Annotated in this window: 15 protein-coding genes and 2 pseudogenes; 3 read left to right on the forward strand and 14 right to left on the reverse strand. The window is 45.5% G+C overall.

Going from position 1 to position 21,371, the window contains the following annotated elements; genetic code table 11:
- Position 1 precedes the first annotated feature (1 nt).
- Complete coding sequence (locus REIFOR_RS09195; protein WP_227003652.1) at positions 2-1,177, reverse strand: TauD/TfdA family dioxygenase; 1,176 nt, start codon at positions 1,175-1,177, stop codon at positions 2-4.
- 574 nt (positions 1,178-1,751) lie between these two features.
- Between REIFOR_RS09195 and REIFOR_RS09200 the strand changes: the two genes are divergently transcribed.
- Positions 1,752-2,120 (forward strand): hypothetical protein, encoded by a 369-nt coding sequence (locus REIFOR_RS09200; protein ID WP_100257270.1) that lies wholly within the window; start codon positions 1,752-1,754, stop codon positions 2,118-2,120.
- Positions 2,121-2,511: 391 nt separating this feature from the next.
- Here REIFOR_RS09200 and REIFOR_RS09205 read toward each other — a convergent pair.
- The 8 genes and pseudogenes from REIFOR_RS09205 to REIFOR_RS09240 form a co-directional block, all read right to left on the reverse strand.
- A pseudogene (locus tag REIFOR_RS09205) lies at positions 2,512-2,772 on the reverse strand (integrase core domain-containing protein); the annotation flags it as partial.
- 290 nt (positions 2,773-3,062) lie between these two features.
- On the reverse strand, positions 3,063-4,202 hold the full coding sequence (locus REIFOR_RS09210) for a MalY/PatB family protein (protein WP_158524342.1): 1,140 nt from the start codon (positions 4,200-4,202) through the stop codon (positions 3,063-3,065).
- Between the two features lie 40 nt (positions 4,203-4,242).
- Positions 4,243-5,115 carry an efflux RND transporter periplasmic adaptor subunit gene (locus REIFOR_RS09215; RefSeq protein ID WP_100257273.1) on the reverse strand — a complete coding sequence of 291 codons (873 nt, stop codon included), beginning with the start codon at positions 5,113-5,115 and terminating at the stop codon, positions 4,243-4,245.
- Positions 5,112-6,788, reverse strand: coding sequence for an ATP-binding cassette domain-containing protein (locus REIFOR_RS09220; RefSeq protein ID WP_100257274.1), 1,677 nt, complete (start codon positions 6,786-6,788; stop codon positions 5,112-5,114). Before REIFOR_RS09220 ends, REIFOR_RS09215 begins: the two co-directional genes overlap by 4 nt.
- A complete protein-coding gene (locus REIFOR_RS09225; protein ID WP_100257275.1) occupies positions 6,785-8,737 on the reverse strand; it encodes an ABC transporter ATP-binding protein in 1,953 nt (650 codons plus the stop codon). The genes REIFOR_RS09220 and REIFOR_RS09225 overlap by 4 nt, the downstream gene beginning before the upstream one ends.
- Entirely contained in the window at positions 8,738-9,718 is a 981-nt protein-coding gene (locus REIFOR_RS09230) for an NAD-dependent epimerase/dehydratase family protein (protein ID WP_100257276.1), read from the reverse strand. It lies immediately after the preceding gene.
- Positions 9,719-9,724: 6 nt separating this feature from the next.
- Positions 9,725-10,882 (reverse strand): extracellular solute-binding protein, encoded by a 1,158-nt coding sequence (locus REIFOR_RS09235; protein ID WP_100257277.1) that lies wholly within the window; start codon positions 10,880-10,882, stop codon positions 9,725-9,727.
- A 111-nt stretch (positions 10,883-10,993) separates the two neighbouring features.
- Positions 10,994-11,251 carry a carbohydrate kinase family protein gene (locus tag REIFOR_RS09240; protein ID WP_100257278.1) on the reverse strand — a complete coding sequence of 86 codons (258 nt, stop codon included), beginning with the start codon at positions 11,249-11,251 and terminating at the stop codon, positions 10,994-10,996.
- A gap of 50 nt (positions 11,252-11,301) precedes the next feature.
- Between REIFOR_RS09240 and REIFOR_RS09245 the strand changes: the two genes are divergently transcribed.
- A protein-coding gene (locus REIFOR_RS09245) for an IS3 family transposase (RefSeq protein ID WP_227003653.1) occupies positions 11,302-12,854 on the forward strand; the annotation gives its coding sequence in 2 pieces (ribosomal slippage) (positions 11,302-11,764 and positions 11,764-12,854; 1,554 coding nt in all).
- A gap of 3 nt (positions 12,855-12,857) precedes the next feature.
- Here the strand turns inward: REIFOR_RS09245 and REIFOR_RS09250 are convergent.
- From REIFOR_RS09250 to REIFOR_RS09260, 3 genes are read right to left on the reverse strand one after another with little or no spacing between them, the layout of a single operon-like run.
- Positions 12,858-13,574, reverse strand: coding sequence for a carbohydrate kinase family protein (locus REIFOR_RS09250; protein ID WP_145980273.1), 717 nt, complete (start codon positions 13,572-13,574; stop codon positions 12,858-12,860).
- Positions 13,575-13,623: 49 nt separating this feature from the next.
- On the reverse strand, positions 13,624-15,768 hold the full coding sequence (locus REIFOR_RS09255) for a hypothetical protein (protein ID WP_100257280.1): 2,145 nt from the start codon (positions 15,766-15,768) through the stop codon (positions 13,624-13,626).
- A gap of 48 nt (positions 15,769-15,816) precedes the next feature.
- On the reverse strand, positions 15,817-16,878 hold the full coding sequence (locus REIFOR_RS09260) for a radical SAM protein (RefSeq protein ID WP_100257281.1): 1,062 nt from the start codon (positions 16,876-16,878) through the stop codon (positions 15,817-15,819).
- 788 nt (positions 16,879-17,666) lie between these two features.
- Between REIFOR_RS09260 and REIFOR_RS09265 the strand changes: the two are divergent.
- Positions 17,667-18,383 (forward strand): annotated as a pseudogene (locus REIFOR_RS09265) (transposase); the annotation flags it as partial.
- An 81-nt stretch (positions 18,384-18,464) separates the two neighbouring features.
- Here the strand turns inward: REIFOR_RS09265 and REIFOR_RS09270 are convergent.
- Positions 18,465-19,247, reverse strand: coding sequence for a ribonuclease H family protein (locus REIFOR_RS09270; protein ID WP_100257282.1), 783 nt, complete (start codon positions 19,245-19,247; stop codon positions 18,465-18,467).
- Positions 19,248-19,315: 68 nt separating this feature from the next.
- Complete coding sequence (locus REIFOR_RS09275; RefSeq protein WP_100257283.1) at positions 19,316-21,319, reverse strand: RecQ family ATP-dependent DNA helicase; 2,004 nt, start codon at positions 21,317-21,319, stop codon at positions 19,316-19,318.
- Between the last annotated feature and the right edge of the window lie 52 nt (positions 21,320-21,371).

Below are 21,371 nucleotides of genomic sequence, written 5' to 3' on the forward strand. Positions count from 1 at the left end.
GTCATCCTCCTAAGCCCACTTCAGCCAGCGCCGAATCATCCATCTGCGGCCATGCAACTGGGTCGGTAGCCACCGGATGCTGGGCGCGCAATACCCTATAGGTGCTCCGCAGTTCCCCGCGCTCGACATAACAACCGCGCAGATGCCTAACGCCACTGCCTTCTATATAGGAAGTACGACCGTGAGCGATACGTTGGTTATCGAATACGATGCACTCTCCCGCGTTGAGCCGAAAGGTCATCAAATAGCTTGGATCTTGCAGCATTTGGCCAAATTTGCGGAATGCTGGGTAAAAACGATCCATATCGCGCTGAGGGAAATCGAAGATATCCGCCAGGTGCTGACTAAAGTTAACACCACTCACTTCACCATTATTAGGATCAAGTTCAATAATCCGTTGTTTGGACCGTACATCCTGGTGGTTGGTGGTGTAGCGAAACGGTACCTCGTATTCGGTGAGAATACGGAAGTACTCGGGGTGATTTTTTTGCAAGGCATTAGCCACCGCGTTGGCGTCGACAAACAGACTTTGTCCACCTTGCGCATCATTTACTCTACAGTGCAAAAACTGAATACCTGGAGCAAGTTCCTCCGCCGGCAAATCGGTGTGTAGTTCCAGCGCCTTGCTGGTGTAGGCTAGGTTTTCAGGTTGAGCCTTAGAAAACACATCGAACACATAGCCCGAAAAGGACGGCCGTACTGCGCCGAATTGCTCACACAAAGACTGTAACGCATGATCACTGTTCGGCATGCCCTGTATCAGCGCAATACCTTCATCCAACAGGACTTCTGCCCAATCGGCAACCCGATTCGGTGCGCCCATTACCTCCGTATAGTCAAACCGTGCCATGTTGGCATAGTGGTTGCCATGCCAGGGTTTTCGGGACCGTACAGCAAGATCGCCATGATTTTCGCCTTGGTGCCAACGCATTAGCCACTGCAGCGCATAACGGCTTTGCTTGTCTTCGCTCCAGCTAACCTCCAGAAAACCACCCTCTATGTGCGCACTTTGAGGAGACAAGTCATCGGGTTCGCCAAGAATATCAAAGGTCCGCTCCTTGGTGCTGCTTTCCCATGAGGTTTCACAGTTATCCCGCAACCAAAAGTAGTTGAAATAGGCGACCTCGCCTTGAACAAACAACTCTAGGCCATTTTCTTGCAGCACAACGTTAAGCACTCGGTAATTCTCCAACATAGGTAAATAGTGCGGCGATTGTACAATAGGGCGAAAGATTAGATCAACACAGGGCGGGATCAACGAACTACTCTCTGGCAGCCTCGCTCCTCTGACGGCGGTAATTCTATAATGCAAACATTCTGTGTTAATGCCTGAATTTTTTTAACCATGAATTCAGACGGTGCACTTTTACCCAAACCGGTCACATTGTTAGTACTGAACAGGGGCTGTAAGCCCATAAATCACGGCATGCATCCCACTGAGCCGCAAAAAAATTTACCGCCAACAGAAAAAAATGACAGGAAAAAAATATCAATAACTGCAATTAACACGATGCGATCACTAATCTTCAGAATTGAGACTTTTATCGTATTCCTTGGAACTCCCCGCCTCGGCAATGTTAACTCGCATAATATGAGCAATTAATGGGTGACCCCTTTGGTTTCAATAATCCACGTAATGTGTGGTAATATTCGATGACATTTAACTAAATAATTATGCTAACCCCTACGTTCTGAAGTTTAATAATCTTAATCTGGATTATTTGACTGTTACCTTTAGGAGTCACATTCCATTGATTAAAACTATATTGTCAGCCGTAGGCGTCATTGCAATCTTCGCGTTAATCCTTGGAGTGGTTGCAGATGTTAGGAGTGCAGACAGAACAAAAGGTGGATACGACTATCCCTTTACAGATTGGACCGGAACAACTATCGATTTTTCAGCTATGTATCAGACACCGGATGGCTTGTTTGCAAGCGGCTACGTTGTTGATCAGTTCTTTAACTGCAAAACTGGCATGATTAGTTGGGAAATATTGGGTGTCATAGAAGGCGAGTTTAGAACCTTTTCTGAAAGAGCGATTGTGGTTCACAAACCACAGGATGAATGCAGAGCTCGCGGGTTTAACCCCGACTCTTGGGCCATCAGTGATTTACTATAATGCTTATTTAAAATATGGCTTGATAGCTTATATGTAAAATTTCTAATTCAAACCATAGGCCCCATTACTTGTTCGGCCTTTAGGCTCAAAAAATTTTTTTCAACTGCTACCTGTCGAATGGGTGCTAAGACGGCCAACCCCCTGCCGCATCGCCAAAATAGCCTTCACATCCAATGCATCCCGATACCGCACAAAATCAAGAGTCTTTTCCCCAATCGCCAAAATCGACATCCGATCCGCCAACTCATTGCCTTGAACTCCCACATGGCCATTTAGATGCAACGCCTGTATCTGGTCCTGTATCTAGTATTTTGGGCCTAAAGAGAGGGCCTAAAGAGACACCCGCTTTAGTACCCATACAAAATATCGGTCCATTGGTAACCCCCCATTTTTAACCGATGTTAAAAGTAGGGTCTTGTACAACTAACGCCAACTTCGTTTTGGGTGTTATACCGCCAATTGCCATATTGGGCCGTTCATTATTATAGGTCCACAGCCATCGCGTTGCGTGATCTTGGACTTCTTCAATACACACGAACACGTATTGGTTTAATAAGCCGTAACGAACTGTGGGATTATACCGATCGATATAGGCTTTCTGTTGCGGACTTCCGGGTTGAATAACGTCAAGTTCTATAGCATGCCGTTCGGCCTGTTTGAGTATTTTGATATTTCATGCCGAATCTCCGGAGCAAATATTACGAGAAAGGATAATTTGACATCTGCTATTAATTGGGGGCATTGGCTACCGACGTGGCCGTTTACATGCAACACATGGATGGGGTTCTTAATCTTTGGCTACGGGGTATACATAGGATGGATCAGTTCGCGTATTTTTAACTCTTTAGATAATGCATTGGGATATATGACCCCTAGTAATGCTGAATGGGGCACCAAACAGCAGATTGGCTCGATTTAAATCCTTATTGCTAGGCATATACACTAGAAAACTCTAGATATCCTGCTCAGCGTCTCCTCTAAATTGAATGATTGTGTCGCTATCGTCATACGCTGAAAACCACGACCGTCCTCGCCAAACACTGAGCCTTTTTCCAGTTGAACTTTCGCCATACTCAGCCGCTGGCTGACTTCCTCTTCACTTAACCCGGTTGCACGAAAATCGAGCCAAGCAAGGTAGGTTGCTTCAATCGGCATTAACTCAATGCCCCCGATTTCGGTAAGCCGGTGTGTCAGTATCTCTATATTACGGCTTAAATACACCTTGAACGTATCCATCCACTCCACACCATGTGCATAGGCTGCCTCCAGTGCCGCATCTCCAAAGCTATTCCCCCAGTAGTAGCCTGTACTGTGGAGTTTCGATAAGTATTTTTTTCGCAACACCGGATTTGGAATGACAGTAAACGCCGTATTCAAACCTGAAAGACCGAACGATTTACTAGGGGAGTAACAATAGACAACATCAACGTCGGTTGTCGTGGGCAGAATAGGAATGGGCATATATCTATTTGGCGGGAAAACGAGATCGCAATGTATATCGTCGGATATTATCGATACTTGGTACTTGCTACAGAGTTCAACGATTTTTGTCAGTTCATCCATCCGCCAGGCTCTACCGACTGGGTTGTGAGGATTGCACAATAGGAATGCTGACGCTTTCGTCAGTTGTGCTTCAAACAGTTGCCAATCAAATCTATATCCATCAGTACTGCCTATCAGCGGATTAATGATTAACTCTCGATTATGGGTCGTTACAGAAGAAAAGAAAGGATAGTACGCCGGAGTTTGCACTATCACGCCCTCACCGGGGTTTGTGACGGATTGTATGGCCATTTGAATCGAAGGAATGACCCCGGGCGTGGGCACAATCCAGTCAGTTTGCATTCTCCATTGGTGCCGTTGTTGAAACCAATTAAGTATCGACTCAAAAAGCCGTGCAGGCCTATGCCGGTATCCAAAATTAGCACTTCGAGCATGCACCTGAAGTGCATCTGAAATTGACGGCGCTGTTGGGAAGTCCATGTCCGCTACCCACATCGGTATGACATCATGCGCCGTAAATTCGGGACTCCACTTTACCAAGTGAGTCGTTCTCAAATCTTCTATGTTATCAAAATCCATGATCTTACTCATATCGCCATTGATTGCTCAGAACGAGCCACTAAAGAAACGTATCCTGAATGAGGCTAAATAGGGGTTTTTTATCCGTCACGATGCTAACGTTAAACTCCATACTTGGCTTAAGGTTTGCGTGCTCGTCTATAGAAATATCGACCATCATTTGCATGCCCTCTGCCTCCGCCATGGCATAAAATATCTTTTCAACTTGCCCGATAACTCTCAATCGATTCATCTCGTTGTCTAGAATTACTTTTTTCGCGCTATCAATGGACATAATTTTGTGGCTAGGTACCTTCGCTCTAACGACTAATTTATTTTTATTATAGAGCGTTAATATGGTTTCACCTTGATTGAACCAATTGTAACCAGCGTTATCAGACTTAATGTCTAATATAATCCCTGACTTTTCAACTAGAATATTGCTTGGCTTCATTCGATTCAAATTAAAATCAAGATCTTTTTGAATAACTTCAACCTGAACATTTAGGTTTTCCTCCTGAATCGAAAAGACAGTTGTAGACTTTCGCTCATTTAGTAGACTCGAAGATTTCCGTTTCAGATCCAGTTCCTTTTTCTCCAGTTGAAGTTGCCGTATCCTGGCTCGTTGGTGGTGAATTTTGATTTGATGCTCGCCCTCATTAATGCCTGCTCGATAGATGCCCAACATATCGCCTAAGGTGAGTTCATTGCCAGCTGTTAACTCTCTGAGCTGAACCCAACCGCTCTTATCGGCAGATATTGATCTTATCTCTATAGGCACAACAATGCCTGAGGTGCGGACAACATGTTCAATGGGTACGAATAAAAATGAAACTAGGACTGCTAGTGCAAAAATCATTGAGAGAGCAATCAGGCTAACGGACTTAATATCACTCTGTTGATCCATCATCTTGATATATAGTTTCGTATTCATGCTACCACCTTCAATGCGTCAACCACGGCCAACCCACTAGATCGCAGTTCTAATAGGACATCAGCGAAAAGCGCATTATGCGGTCGATGGTTAACTATAATGATAACCTTGTCTTTTTTAAGTTCCTGAAGCCGCTCGAAGAACAATTTTTCCGTAGCCGGATCCAAAGCCGAAGTGGGTTCGTCTAGTAACATCACATCGGCATCGTGAAAAAAGAGGCGTGCAAGACATAAGCGTTGCTGTTGGCCACCGGAAAAGTTTCTTCCTTGCTCTTCAATACGGGTATGATACCTGTAAGGCAGTTGCTCAATGAACTCGTCAGCAACCGCGTAATAACAGGCATCGGTCAATCGCTTACTGTCAAATTCATCATGAGAGTCTAAATGGATATTACCTAGGATAGTCGAGGAAAATAGCTGTACTTCCTGTATAGCACACTGGGTGAATTCCCTGTACTTAAACTCTGGCCAATCTCTAGTGTCTATATCATTAATCAGGAGGAGCCCTTGGGAAGGATCCGATTGTTTTGCTAGCACTCGTAGCAATGTGCTCTTACCACAACCACTGGGTCCGCCTATAAAATGAATTTTACCCGCTTTGAAGTTAAAATTTATGCCTTGGAAGAGACCATCAACAGTCAGATTTCTGGCCTCGAGCGTGACCACCTTATCGACCTTAACCTCTACATCCACTTTCTTGGATTCAAGAATAACCACTTCCTTTTGATTATGAAAAATCAATTCCGTCATGCGCTGTATTTTAATCGCGCTAGCCTGCAAAGATTCGTTTATTGCTCCGAATCGATAGATAGGAGTGTAGAAAAAATCAAGCAAGAGTAGAAAAAAGAAAACCGTGCCAATATTGATTTGGCCTTTAATGACCAGAAAGCTTCCGTAGACAATAACGGAGGTATGATTGGTCGCGATGAGTGCCGCCTGAAAGTGCCCCTGACGTAACCCACTAATCTTTCTAGATAAGGTCGCCATGCTTAATCTGTCTATCATTTTTGAATTACGACGAATGAATTCCGTCTGCATGTGGTAATTTCGAATGTCATACCAGGCGCTTAACGACTGAAGGCAGAACGAAATAAGATCACTCCTTGCATGTTCTTGCTCTTCCGATGATGTCTTTAGCGGATGAATGAAGTGCTTGAAGTTGTAAAAGTGCAGAGGCACGAATGCCAGCACCAGCAGGAACAACGGCATACTAGTTAAAGCCATTGAAATAGACAAAAATATAAAAATAAAAACAGCGTGGAATACGAAAAATATGAAATCACATAAAAACCATTCAATCTCATTCAGAAAGGACCTAATACGCGATAGTAAGTCCCCTTTATCGTACTTTAGAAAAGCCATATAATTTAGACTAAAGATTGAATTTATATATTCTATATTATAGGTACGCTCAATCTTTTGCCTAAGAATAATTACCGCCAGATCCTGAGCCAATCCAAATATGAAACGCAAGGTAAATATGCCAATGAAGAATAGCGTCCCGTAATATAGCAGTTCGGATGCTTTCTCAACTAAGATGTACTCTAGTACAAACTTAATATATAGAGGTACTGAAACCGTTAGAATCGATACAAAGACGACCACGCTTGCAGCAATTGGTAATATATGCTTGTGAAAAGAAACCATTTTCCAAAGAATTCTTAGTGCATTCATATCGATGTTGCCTCAGCATTATTTTCGATAATATCGTCATATTTCATAAGCTCGTGTAGCGAATCGAATGACAATTTATTAGCACTAATGAATTTTGGGTTATCGCCGAGTACAAGTACTTGGTCGACGACATTGAGGAACTCGGGGTTATGGGTCGAAATCAAAATGGTACATTGACCCTTAAGTGAAGAGATCGTATCAATTATTATTTGTTCATTCTTAGGGTCGAGCGATGAAGTAGGTTCATCAAATAAGCATACCGCTGGGTCTTTTAACAAGGCTCTTGCAATAGAAATTCGCTGCTTTTCGCCGCCTGATAATTGCTGGCCACCGTCGCCAAGCTCAGTGCTGTATCCATATGGCATTTCACCGATACGATGGTGGATACCGGCGCGCTTAGCCGCAACATGAATTTTTGAATCCTCGATGCAACTTGAAAAACTTGCCCCGCCCAAACGGATATTTTCGTGAACCGTTCCTTTAAATACAGAGGGTTTTTGGGCTATATAGGATATATTCTTACACACGGTAAATTCTGACACCTCACTTAAACTGTAGTCATTAAAGGTTATCTCGCCCTCGTCTGGTGTAAGTTGTTTCAACAAAAGCTTTAGGAGAGTCGATTTACCCGACCCGCTTCTACCGACAATAGCGTAGCTTTTATTGTGTTCGAAACGGACATTCAAGTCTTTAAACACCTCAATGCCGGCGTACCCAAACGATAGCCCATTGATACAAACATCACCATCAAGATTGACCGCCAACGCAGGGTCGTTTTTGAACTTATGGTCATCAATATTAATATCCAACAGCGTGAGACACCGTTGCCAATAGGCCTTAGTGTCGTTTACGCTGATAATAAGCTGCACAAACTCGTCGATATAGGGATTTAAAATATTAACGATAACTAATGCCATCATTAGGTCACCGGTACTGTAAATGCCAGATATAACATTCTTACCACCCTCAAAAATGATTGTGCAAATAAGCGCCATGCCGATCAGGACTCTTAAGTTGTAAGCCACGTTCCAATAACGGACCATGTGAAAATCATTTAAGTAATACTTATCGAATTTATTAGAAAAGTCTTTGGTTACCTTAGGCTGTGCATTAAAGGTTTTTATGGTGCTAAACGAATAAATCATCTCTGTAAGGTTTGTAAGGATACCAGTGATTAACATCGGACGACGCCCTAAATACTTATTGGCCAAATTACTCACCCGACCAGGAATAGCAATCATTAAAATGGAAAGCGAAAGTACAAAGATCATCAACGACGCATCGATTAAATAGAGAATAATGCACGAGACAGAGACGGCAAAGAGGTTTTTGAATGTGGACAGAAATAAAAGCTCCCATCGCTCGATTACATTGTCTATATCAGTGGTTAAATGATTTAGCCACTCGCCACTTCTCTTCTGTGATAAGGTTGAATAGTGAACATGGTGAATTATCTTAAAGTGTCGGTTTCTGATAGAGTTGGCAAATCGGATATTGGCTTTGTTTAAATTTAGGCAAGCGGCATACGACAGTACTTGACCAAGGACCATCAAGCCCAATACGCCGGACCCGACAATCAGCACCGGATTTATTTCGTTGGTAAGAATCAAATAGTCGAAAGTAAACTTAATGAAATACGGAAAGGACATACTGAGCAATATGCTAAAAAACAACAATAGGATGCTCGATAGGATAAGCAGTGGTGCTACGCCATAAAATCGTCGAAATAGATCCCCAATCAACCTAAACTGGCTAAATTTCCTTCGTTCATCAACCCTAAATTTGTGCTGGAAACCAAGATAATAGTCGAGCATTTTGCTGTCCAACACCTGATGCTTGATTAAAATCTCGCCAATTTTATAGCCTGTCTTAAGTTGAACACTCAATGCGGTTTCGAGTTCTTCTTGGGACAATATGTCATCGTGCCTTAAGATTTCTCCTAACCGCATTTAATTCTCCAATGCCGAAGATAACGACAAAAGTTGAGTCACACTCGAGGAATAGTCAGATTTAGGTTTTTGTGAGGAATTGGCTTCCCACACCGTTGCGAGGCCAGACTCAAGGGATAGGTGTGGTTTTAGTTGAGGCAAGTCAGAGTGCAAGCGGTCTACGTTAACTACAAAATTGTATCGGCTGATGTGCCTAGCGAAATCCAGTTCGGAATCCTCCGCATAGCAGCCTGAGTCGATTTGATGACTTTCTAACGACCTCAAATTCGCCTGTACGCCTAGTACATCAGCGACCGTTTTATAATAGGTCTGCCAAGTAAAATGATCTCCGTTCCCCAAATTGTAAGTCCGGCCGTAACAGATTGGATTCAGGCAAGCCGCAGTGAAACCTTTTCCCGCATCCGCGGCAAAACAGGCTTCCCAGCGAGCGGCCCCTTTGTCCAATAACAACACCGGCAAACCCAATTTGAGGCGTTGAAACAATATCATTCCGTTCAGGCCCAGTTGATGAATTGGGCTGTATGCATCGTAGACATGAGAGGGACGAAAGACCGTTAGATTAAACGCGCCCTCTTTTGAGGCTTCTCTCAGTACGGATTCTGCCCTGGCCTTATTAACACCATAATGCCAATGCGAATTAGGGGTCATTGGCTCCGTGAATGGGCTATAGTTCGACTTGACATCATAGACACAAGCTGATGAGCACAGGATGAGTTGTTGTATCTTGTATTTAAAAACCCTCGTCAACAGTTGGGCATGGTTGGCGTCGAAACACAGCATATCGATCACCACATCCGGCTTTGCCTCAGCCGCCTTTGATAGGTCCTCTTGCGAGAATCGATCGCCCCGAACAAACTCAACATTCACTGAGGGCGGATGAGTTCCCCGATTGAAGTGAATGACATCATTACCAGACTTAAGGCATTCATTGGTAATTGCAGAAGAGATGGTTCCAGTACCGCCGAGTATCAAAACGCGCATAAGGTATTACCTAAATGATATATTGCTATGGATATCCAGCATCTTTTCAATGGCTAGATCTGTAAGCTGTTGAAGATTGTGCTTCACCATGACCCCAGGTTCAAACAGATCCGCCATCACATGGAAGGCATGCGAAACATGCTCGTTAGGAGGCAAAATAACTGCGTTGTCATAAACGCTTTTACTGGCTTTTAAGTTCGGTTCTTGAGGTGCCAAAGACTCACCAAAATCTTTTATTACCGGATTCCTAAACAGCGTTTTCGCCCAATCACCCTGCACTTCCGGGCTCAGCAGTTTATTAGCGACTTGCTCCGCGGACGCGTATAGATCCGTATTTAATTTATTTGACAAAAATAGATAGTTACAACTTGCGGAAGATCGACTTCGTCGTGCTATCGACGGAATTGGAGCAATGATCAGGTCCTCTCCAAGTACCTCCATATGACTCCTAATATCCCAATCACCACCAAAGCAAAACGCTGCTCGACGTGTTTGAAATTCGAATACGCTATGATATTGCTCCCATTTGATCGGCAATAGCATATGGTCATACATGAGTTCTTTGTGAAGTTTTAACACTTCATACAAAGAGTCTCGAGTAATCCCAACGTGCGGATTATCTGGGTCGCTCCATAACGGGGATCCTGTACTATATAGTAACGGCAATGCGAAGTAGCTTGCGTTGGTAGGGTAAACAAGCGGATAAAGCAAATGATTACCATTTCGAAGCCGCCAGGTTTCAGTCAATAGCTCGTCGAATGTTGCGGGAATACAATCGGTAAGCGATCGGTTAATGAACATAAGTTGGTGATTACCTCCACACAGTGGTAATCCACATACCTTACCGTCGATTTTAGCGCCTTCATAACAGCTTGGCCTTACCTTATCCAACAAATAAGATAAGGGTGTATCTTCAAAATACGAAAATTCATTGGATTGCCACTTGGTAAAGTAGTCGTTTGGTCCGATGACAGCCATCTTCTGCTTTACGTCATCCTTAGCCCAAAGTGAGGGAAAATCCTCCAAGTATAGGTCATGCATTGTTGGACTGACGCGTACGTCCGCCAGGTTTTCAAGACCCCAATTTTTATAGGTTTCTTCAAATGTAGAATGTAGAGTAAGTAGCATTATTCTTTCGAGGGGGGGCGTATTTTCAGTAGACATATTGTTTCCGATATTATAAGTGTTGAGTTATAAATACTTGTAAGTTATGTTTAACAGATTGTAATATTCGGTCGCTTGCAAGTAACTTTCAGTCCAAATATTCTGACATACCTAGGCACTGTATTGGGTGTAAAGCATATCAATCTCTGCCCGATTAGGTAGCCCGTTAGTTGACCCTTTTGTCGTAATAGCACGCGATGCAAAGATTTGCCCATGAGTCAACGCTTGCCTATAAGTCTTCTCTTCTAATACTGCACTTATAAAACCGGCTACAAAAGCATCACCTGCACCCGTCTTATCGACAACTGCGCCAATGTTGAATGCCGGTTCCCATTCAATACTCTCCCCCTGTGTCAGGATAGTTGTCACCCTCTAGATTCCACCTAAAACCAGATCAGGGGGCGGTTAATGAGAACGGAATGGCTCGATATTCAGCAGAACGGAAAGAATCGATCTTGAAGAAAATGTTGCCACCCCACAACGTCACTGTGGCCCAGATTGCCCGGCAGGAACACATATCGTTAAAAACCCTTTATAATTGGCGCGATACCGCCAAACAACAAGGAATGCCTGTGCCAGGAAAGACGTTATCTGCCGACGATTGGACGGCTGACGCCAAGCTCTCAGTGGTCATCCAAACGGCTGCGTTGTCAGCATCTGAGCTGGGCCAGTACTGCCGTGCAAAAGGCCTCTATCCTGAGCAGGTGCAGCGCTGGAAGAGCGAGTGTCTCCAGGGATTCCAGACCAGTGAAGCCCAAGGCAGCGCGGTCAAACACCAAGCCAAGAAGGACAAGGTGGAGATCAAACTGCTCAAAAAAGATCTTCGCTTCAAGGAAAAGGCGCTGGCCGAAACGGTGGCTTTGTTAGTGTTACGAAAAAAGCTCAATGCGCTCTGGGAGGACGGCGGCGAGGAGAGCTAACGCCACTGCCCGAGCGCATCGCCACGGTAGCATTAATACACCAGGCCACGAACAGTGGGGCTCGCCTGAGTCGCGCCTGCGAGGAAGCTGAGTTGAGCCTCAGGACCTATCGTCGTTGGTACCGAGCGGGTCTGGTTGGCATGGACCAGCGGCCACTGGCCAGTCGGCCGGTGCCAGCCAATAAAATCAGTGAGCAGGAAACGCAGGTGATCTTAGCGGTGAGTAATGAGCCTCAATATGCCAGTTTACCGCCGTCACAGCTGGTCCCAACGCTGTTAGACGAGGGTATCTACCTCGCATCGGAAGCGAGTTTCTACCGTATTTTGAAGGCACACAATCAGCTACATCATCGCGGCCGGAGTAAAGCACCAACCAAAACAGGGAAGCCGACCAGCCATACGGCCTCAGGGCCCAATCAACTTTGGTCGTGGGATATCACCTATTTGGCCTCAAGAGTAAAGGGTCAGTTTTACTACCTTTACCTATTTGAAGATATTTACAGTCGCAAGATCGTGGGCTATGAAGTCCATGATCGAGAGTGTGGTGAGCTGGCTGCGGAATTGGTCCAGCGCTGCATGTTGCGCGAGCAAAGCTTTAACAAGCCCCTGGTGCTGCACTCGGATAACGGTGCACCGATGAAGGCCCTCACGATGAAAGCCAAGCTGGAAGAACTGGGTGTGCTGTCGTCTTACAGTCGGCCGCGCGTGAGCAATGACAACCCCTACTCAGAGGCATTGTTCAGGACCTTAAAATACCGTCCCGAATGGCCCTCATCTGGCTTTGCCGGGTTGACCGAAGCGCGCGACTGGGTGGAGAACTTTGTGGTTTGGTATAACGAGAAACATAAGCACAGCAAGATTAACTTTGTCACGCCAGCCCAGCGTCATGCAGGTCAAGACGGGGGCATATTATTGAACCGAAAAAAGGTCATAACGGCGGCGAAAAAAGCCAAGCCGTATCGCTGGTCGGGCGATATCCGAAATTGTGAGCCTGTAGGGAGTGTTACATTGAATCCAGATGATATACAGAGTGAGAGTGATCAAGCAGCGTAATGACTAAAAAGAGTGCCAACTACCTTGAAAGACACCGCTCTCTACGGACCTCAACCCAATGGTTGCTCCACCTTCTCCATGGGTAACGACCACCACTTCAACATCAAACTCGTACCACAATTGATGAATCAATTCGTGAGAATGCTTCGCCAGCCGCTCAGAACTCAATATCACAATATCGGCCGCCTGAATGAAACTCCTGTGGTAGTTATCTATGTCTACCAAAGCCTGCACATCGACTGCTACCGTCTTTCCCAGTGCCTTAGCTTGAGTCGCAACATGACGGCACCAGTTTTGAGTAGAGGTGAACACAAATTCACAATTTGACATAACTTCAAAAGCTTCCTGCTCGGGGTAGGTATAATTGTTCGCTAGCTTGGGATCATTAATACACTGTCGATTCCCTTGTTGATCAATCAAAACGATGGTTCGAGATGTCACCGGCCAATCTTTTCGAATATTTTTAGTCGACAAATGAAAATCGTTCACTTGGTTAAATACGATTTCTGCCAAAGGGTCTCTCCCCACAACCGAAGCAAAGTTGACATCGTGCCCCAGAGCGAGGACACCGCACGCGACATTAGTGGCAGCGCCACCAATGAAGTCAATTATGCCATCGATCGAAAAAAGGGTGTCACCTACGTTGATAGGGAAGTCGCAAACGTTTACTGATGTATCCAAGTTCAAGTCACCAAAGATAGCTATGCTCTTGTTTTCCATATGGATCTCCGTTTTAAAACTCAATCAAGTATTCCTAATACATACAGCGTTATTTGTATTCGAGCCTTAGCACCCAAGAGCTGAACATGGGCCACGTTAGCCTGATGTTACTTCCGCTACTTGGCACTAAACTAAACTGCTCATCCGAAAGAACAAATTCGTTCGTGCTTTGTGCAGCCAGATTAAAACCTTGAACAACTTCGTAACGTATAAATGCGGGTAACTCTGATGAACTAATGTTGCATATTACTTCTTTGCTGTTTGCACCCGCGGTAGTCTCTCTTTCGAACCAACAAAAAAATAGGTATTTTTCGTCTATCTCCGGTTCCGCGATTAACCACCAGGAGTACTGTTCATAAACACGATATTTTAACAGCATACTGTGTTGAAGGTCGGTTTTCAGAAGAGCATACAGGTCTTCAATGCGATGGTAGCCAGACAGGCAAACTCGATCCTCGCCCCATTTCAAACTACCGGGCTGGTTATTGCAGCGATAAATCCCACTCGAAAAATCCTGATTACCGAGTGTTTCATATTTAGGGCGATTACCAATCCCACCTGTGGAAAAGCGCGACAGAAAAAGTCTAAGTAGAAAGGTAGAACGTTCTTCTCTCATCGGAAGATCCATACCAAGAATCATCGGATGCCCTAAGTCATGGGTATCCATCGCTAGCGCCGGGGCACCAAGGCTGGGATCTCTTATGCTCAGCTGCGCCAATTTTGCATTAAACTTGAACATTTTTTCGATTTTATCTTGGTTTACGGAAAACTTAACTTCATCACCTAGAATCGTGATAAAGCCCGCTTTACGGTATCGTTCGATGTCCGTGCCCATATGGTCAGCTAACATGCCTGCCGCGGGGAATGCCTGCCTTGCACTGTTCGAAATGTCCAACAGCTGAGAGCAGGTCAACTGTTCACAGACAATCACTTCCTGACCATTTCTTAACGGCCGATTTCTAAATACATGGTCTTGATAATCAACGCGGAGAAAGTCAAATCCATATTCCCGGTGTACTTCTGGAAAAAGGTTAGTTAGGAAATCCATGGTCGGCTGATAGGAAGGAGTATCCAACGATTGAGGATCTGAACCATCATGGAAAGGTGAAGAATTTGGTTTCAGGTTGGTATGAAATTTAAATAATGAATGAAGTCCTATACCATGTTCTGACTGATCTTCACCTTCCAAATTACGATAATCCCAAACCGGATGGTTACGCTCATGGTCGTAAAGCTTAATTCCGGGCAATCCAATACCGTTCCAAGTATGGGGAACCATGGGGAAATACCCTTCCTGTCGGATCACGTCCCTAACCAGTTGATGGGCCGCATCCAGACGCTTAATGTCGGCTTGCGTATCCTCTAGTGAACCAATTGAAAAAATATCACAGGTTTTGGAGGCTAAATCAGCGATGTCTCTGACGTATTGTCGTTGGATCGTCTCTTGATACTGCTCTTCAACGGGCATGTCCTGGTAAAGACTCTGATAGTCCGGCGACCACCGCAACCACCTAAACAGTTCTGGACGATCAAAACTGAGTTTTGAAAATGTTGCCGTGTGAGGGGTCATGTCATATCCGACCGCTTTGTTTGTTAAATGACAGCAATCAATGAAGTATCGAAGCTGATCGTAGCGTGAAACCCCGATTGCTTCATAAAAGGAGTTGGTAACGTCATCCGAGATTATTTTAAAACTATCTTGTGCATACACAATACCAAATATACTTTGAAAGAATGGCGCCATATGAATGGCGCCCGCACGAAGGATCGGCAATAGTCGAGTGGCATCGATTAGGTTACCCGTTTGTTCCAGCTCAATATCTGTTGCTCTAACATTAAAAAAGCAGAATGAGGACTGATTCATCCAGGTCGGATCACTGCACGTGGCGACGGGTGAAGGAGGGCGACACCCGCGAAGTTTTTGGTCTTTATATAAAAGGCTAAAGAACAAAATCCCAGTGTATTGGTGCATGGCAAGACAGTCTCTTAACAACTTATCGGGTAAATAACCAAACCTTTTGTACTGTGAATAGGCCGCCTGAGTTTGATCAAAAATTCGTGTGCGCAGTACACAGGACAAATCTATAGCATTGAAAGCGATATCAACAAGCTTTCGCCAATAGGAGGGTAATTCTTCAGATAAATCAAGCCTGTCAATTAATTTCTCATGCTCAAAACATTTAATACTATCCACAAAATAATCACTCTTAATATTTATATGAGTTAGAAATTACGATTCAATCTATAACGCCTTGCTGATTAAGTCATACTGGATAGCATCCGCCCCGTCGGCTTGATTATTTTGAAGATCTAAGTGATCACAAAACTCTAGCCCATTCTGGTGACCTTCGTTCAATGTGTATCGGTGATAATGTCCTTTTAGCAGAAAACAATCCTTGCAATGACTCGGAATTGGTTTTGAATATTCTCGCGACAACCAATAATTATGGTATTCCTTAAAGTGGTCCTTTTCGGTAATCTCTTCGTACGACTCTTGCAGTAAGTTCCCAAAGAATCGACCGTCCCGTTGGTGAAGACCGCAGGGACTAAGATACCCTTTGTGATTAATATACAAAAGGTTAGTACCACAGTACTTATTCAACGTCTTATAAGGGTATGCGCAGAATTCTTTCAAGTTTACCAGAATACCTTCGTCCACTAAGTCAGACTCAAGTCTATTTCGCAGCTTCAGCCAATCCTTAACCTTTATATCGCCCATTTCGACCAATGGCGAAAATGTGATCTGACTGGCACCAAATCCTAAGTAGTATTTTTTTACGAACTCCTTCAGTGACTCAAGTGTGTCGTTCGGAAAGATGATTTTGTGAACCGCTACTTGCAGATCCGCACGGCCATTGTTCCGAATGAGAATTAGCTCCCTTAGGTTTTCTTCTACTACGTCCAAGTCTGCCCGCACGCGCACTGCATTGAACACATCACGTCGATGGTCATCGATGGAAAAGGCAAACCAATTTACGCCCGACTTAATTAACTCCTGACTTTTCTTTTGATTGAGCAATGTGCCGTTCGTCACAATTGCGATACTGTGTGTGAATCGTTTCGCTTCGACAACTAATTTGTCTAACCGCTTGTTTACTAGTGGCTCACAATCACCTTGAAAGACAATATTGGTTATCGTCTTTTCGATTTTCTTCAAGGCAATAGCTAGATTTTGCGAGGAAAGGTCTTTAAGTTTTAGGTGGCCATTTACAGTGCAATTCGCTTCGCAAAAGTCACACGCTAAGTTGCATTTATTTGTCGGCTCTACTAAAACCGTTGATGGAAAGACATGCTTCGAATTCAATTAATATTCCTTTTTGGTTAATCCCTATTTACGCAATCTAGCCAACGCCGTTAACTTCACCACTACGCCTAACGGGTCTCCATACAAAAAAATTTTTAACTTATTTAACACTTATGTTAATTTGTTATTATTTACCTGTAAGTTGCTCAAAAAACCTAACCACAAAAATCCTTAAGCTAAATAGTCAGATAAAGCCCTGAACAATAAAAAACAAAATTCATGAAGAAGCAAATTCTTAGAATACTTATTTTACCTTGAATATTACACATATTTCCAGAATATCAATTAAACCCTATCTCCAATTTTATATTGCAAACTGAAATAGGTTAAAGAACACATCTCTACTTAAATATTCTTAGATAATAATTATATTTAGATAATTCAAGTCCAATCAATCCTACAAGATAGTTAAATTGAGCATATCGCCAAGATAAACAACAAATACAAATCGACTTCAGAATATTCAGTAAGTTTAAGTTAACTTACCATGCAACTAAACCTGAATATTAATTTTATTGGTGGAATTTGGTTATCGGTTGATTTCACGATTTGGCTATCTTCACAAGAAAAATATTACGATTATAAGTTTTACTTAAAAAATATTTTATTAAATTGACTTCAGTCAACATTGCTGTTGAATTTTCATTTAGAGTCGACTGCTATTACCATAAAATACTATTTTTTTATCGGACTCGAAATATTTCACTAATCATTGGGCAACCCCCCCCAACAAGTAACAGGTGCCAAAAGTAGGATTTTCTCGTAATATTTTTTCAAGGAGATTTTGCATGAAAACATCAAAATACTCAGACGGCCAAATCATTGGCATACTCAAACAAGCCGAAGCTGGCACGCCTGTGCCAGAACTGTGCCGTGAACACGGCATGAGTTCTGCAACCTTCTATAAATGGCGAGCTAAATACGGTGGTATGGACGCATCGCTGATGGCTCGATTGAAAGAGTTTGAAGATAAAAACCAGCGACTGATGAAGAGTATGCCGAATAGCGACTCAAGTACGAAATCGTTCATGAAGCCCTGCAAAAAGGTGGTAAAGTCATCTCGGTTACAGGAGGTGGCGTTAAACGCGGTTGAACAGACGGGAGCCAGTATCCGACTTGCCTGTGATGCCGCGGGCATTAGCGAAACTTGCTATCGTTACAGTCCGAAACTGAGTGATAACATTGCTCAGATCGCCGATTGGCTTATTCGACTGATGCACAATCAGAAAAACTGGGGGTTTGGTTTGTGTTACCTATTTTTACGCAATATGAAAGGCTTCGACTAGAACCACAAGCGGGTGTACCGCATCTATCGAGAGCTAGAACTCAATCTCAGGATTAAGCCCAGGAAACGGATCGTTCGAGCAAAACCCCAGCCGTTGACCGTACCGGACGACATCAATGAATGCTGGTCAATGGACTTTATGCACAACCAGCTATCCGATGGCCGTAATTTCCGTCTCTTTAATGTGGTCGACGATTATAACCGAGAAGGTTTTGTAATCCCCCCTGAAATCAATAGCAGTCATATGTAGAGATTTCTCGTAAACTACGAATAGCCAGTTAATCTCCGCACCCCAACCCCCCTACCCCTGCCGCATCGCCAAAATAGCCTTCACATCCAATGCATCCCGATAGCGCACAAAATCAACAGTCTTTTCCCCAATCGCCAAAATCGACATCCGATCGGCCAACTCATTGCCTTGAACTCCCACATGGCCATTTACATGCAACACCTGAATGCGGTCTTTAATCTTTTGATGCAGGGCGAACATGGTCTGGATCAACTCAAGGTTTTTAATCTCCCCGCCGGGTTTTTTCCAGCCTTTCTTTTCCCAGCCCACGGCCCATTGGGTGACGCATTGGATGGCGTATTTGGAGTCGCAAAAGATGGCGATCGAATCGCTCTGCTTGAGCTCGGCTTCGGCCATCACCAACGCCTGGTGCAGGGCGTGCAGTTCGGCGGTGTTGTTGGTGCCGTTGGGGTTGTACAGGCCGTACCAGAGTTCATTGAGTTGGCCTTGGCGATAAACTGCTAAGCCCGATCCGGCTTTGCCGGGGTTTGGGTCACAGCCGCCGTCGGTGTAGATTTCAATGTCCAGGTTTAGGGCGGCAATTTCTTTGGCGGTGTAGGTTTTGACCGTGGCGGCGCTCGATTTTTTGCGCGCGGGGGCGCTCGGGCTGCTGCCGGTGGCGCTGGCCGCGGCGGGCGTGCTGCTGCCGCTAAAGGCGGCATTGGCTTCGGCCTGGGTTTTGAACGATTTGTATTTTGCCCCGGCAAACTTATCGATATGCTTTTTGCAGGTCGCCCAGTCGGTGAATACGCCGGTCTCTCGGCCTTGCCAGACTACATAATATTTAGTGGCCATGATCTACCTTCATAATTAATTTATATTTGCTTTGAGCACTTTTTAAACCCTGATCTAAAACTGGATCGCTACCCGAGAGTTGCCGTCAGCAGCTCAACTTTGGCCAACACCTCGCCATAGCGCAGGCTCTGGCAGGCGCCAAAACCGGGCACCGAGGCGCGCACGCGAAAGCGGGTAAAGAGCGGTACCGACACGCCGGTTAAGAAGCGGCTTTGCAAGGTGGTGCTGATCACCACGTTTAAGCCCGCGGCACCGGCCTGTTGCTGTAAATAGGCCCGGAAGCCAGCCAGATAGGTACTCAGCTGATCATCGCTCGGCCAATACTCCGGCTCATAACGCTGTAACTGGGCAACCCGCTCGGCACAGACCGAACAATGGCCGCAGCGCTCTGGGACCTGCTGATCATCAAAATATCGGGCCAGATTGTTGTTTAAACAACGATCCAATTGAAAAAATCGCACCAGGGCGCCGATGCGCGCGATCTCTTTTTGCTCATTGGTGCTGAAATAGTCGCTCAAGGACTCAACCAGACCCGGCTGGTTCAGCGCCGCGCTGTTGACCTGATAAACCTCGGTCATCTTGCGGGTTTGCAGTTCAATCAGATTTTGTTCCTGCAAATAGTCTAGGGCGCTGATCACCCGTTGCCGATCGCTCGGATACTGCTGGTGCAAGGCCTCGAAGCGCACCTCACCCCAAACCTTTTTAATGTCGGCGGTGGCGAACAGCGCCGTTAAAAAGGCCAAGCGCTCGCCGCTAAACTGTTGCAATAACTCGGCCTGGGTGCGCATCAGGCGAAATTTGTATTCGGCAAAGTAGGCATATTTGGGCACCAGCACCTGGCGCAATTCCAGCTGCACCAGCAGGGTCTTTAACGCCAGTAGGCGAATATTGCTGGCAGTGGCCAGGCTGTTCGCCTGTAACTCCCATTGACCGCTTGCGTCGGTCTGGGCTTGGGTCTCCTGGCGGATGGCGTCGAGCACCACCTGGATACCGCTCGGTTCCGGGGTGTCGCCGTAGACGAAGTTCTCGACCGTGCTCAGACCATCAAGATTGGCCAGGGTAATGCACTGTGCCGGCGCGCCATCGCGCCCGGCCCGGCCAATTTCCTGGCTGTAGTTCTCAATCGATTTGGGCAGGTCGTAATGCACCACAAAGCGGATATCGGACTTGTCGACGCCCATGCCAAAGGCGATGGTGGCCACTACCACGGCCAACTGACCTTGCATAAAGCGTTGTTGAATCTGCTGCCGTTCTTCGCTCGGGAAGCCGGCATGGTAGGCCTGGGCATCGATGCCCTGGCGTTTTAGGTAGGTGGCTACGTCGACGGCGGTTTGCTGTAGGGTGACGTAGACGATGCCTGCCTGGGTAGAGCCAGCGCCGTTCTGCGCCTGGATCTGTTGCAACAGCTCGGCGTTGCGTTGTCCATTGCTCACCGGCACTATATCCAGATGCAAATTGGGCCGATAAAAGCCGGTTTGCACTATATGCTCGGGCGCGATGGCGAACTTGGCGGCCATATCGAGCTTGACCTTCTTGGTCGCCGTGGCGGTCAGCAGCAAGACCAGCGGGATATTCAGCTGCTGGCTGTATTGCGGCAACTTGAGGTAATCGGGCCGGAAGTTGTGGCCCCATTCGGAGATACAGTGCGCCTCATCGATCACCAGCATCGACAGCGGGATCTGCTCAATAAACTGCCGGAAGCGTTCGTTTTTAAAGCGTTCAACCGAGACCATCAGGATCTTGGTCTGGCCCGAGCGTACATCGGCGACTACCTGTTGGTATTGCGCCGGGCTCAGGGTGGAGTCGATGCTCGCAGCGGGAACACCCTTGGCCTGTAAAAAGTCCAATTGATCCTGAATCAAGGCCAGCAAGGGCGACACCACCAGGGTCAAGGCCGGCAGCTGTAAGGCGGTAAACTGGTAGCACAGTGACTTGCCCGACCCGGTCGGGAAGATCGCCAAAGAGGAATGCCCCGCGAGCAGCTGTTGCACACACTGCTCTTGGCCAGCCCGAAAGGCCGGAAAGCCAAAGCTGGCTTGCAGTTTTTCATTCAGATTGGGGCTAAGGCTCATGCATTGGACTCTTATAATCGGCAGGCGAACGAATAACGGTCAGGCGAACGGG

It is taken from the genome of Reinekea forsetii (assembly GCF_002795845.1).
In the GTDB taxonomy this organism is placed as follows: Bacteria; Pseudomonadota; Gammaproteobacteria; order Pseudomonadales; family Natronospirillaceae; genus Reinekea; species Reinekea forsetii.

Coding starts and splice junctions, on each gene's coding strand:
- REIFOR_RS09210 (WP_158524342.1), bottom strand. CDS start 4,202: ATGGATTTTGATAACATAGAAGATTTGAGAACGACTCACTTGGTAAAG.
- REIFOR_RS09215 (WP_100257273.1), bottom strand. CDS start 5,115: ATGAATACGAAACTATATATCAAGATGATGGATCAACAGAGTGATATT.
- REIFOR_RS09220 (WP_100257274.1), bottom strand. CDS start 6,788: ATGAATGCACTAAGAATTCTTTGGAAAATGGTTTCTTTTCACAAGCAT.
- REIFOR_RS09225 (WP_100257275.1), bottom strand. CDS start 8,737: ATGCGGTTAGGAGAAATCTTAAGGCACGATGACATATTGTCCCAAGAA.
- REIFOR_RS09230 (WP_100257276.1), bottom strand. CDS start 9,718: ATGCGCGTTTTGATACTCGGCGGTACTGGAACCATCTCTTCTGCAATT.
- REIFOR_RS09235 (WP_100257277.1), bottom strand. CDS start 10,882: ATGTCTACTGAAAATACGCCCCCCCTCGAAAGAATAATGCTACTTACT.
- REIFOR_RS09250 (WP_145980273.1), bottom strand. CDS start 13,574: ATGGAAAACAAGAGCATAGCTATCTTTGGTGACTTGAACTTGGATACA.
- REIFOR_RS09270 (WP_100257282.1), bottom strand. CDS start 19,247: ATGGCCACTAAATATTATGTAGTCTGGCAAGGCCGAGAGACCGGCGTA.
- REIFOR_RS09275 (WP_100257283.1), bottom strand. CDS start 21,319: ATGAGCCTTAGCCCCAATCTGAATGAAAAACTGCAAGCCAGCTTTGGC.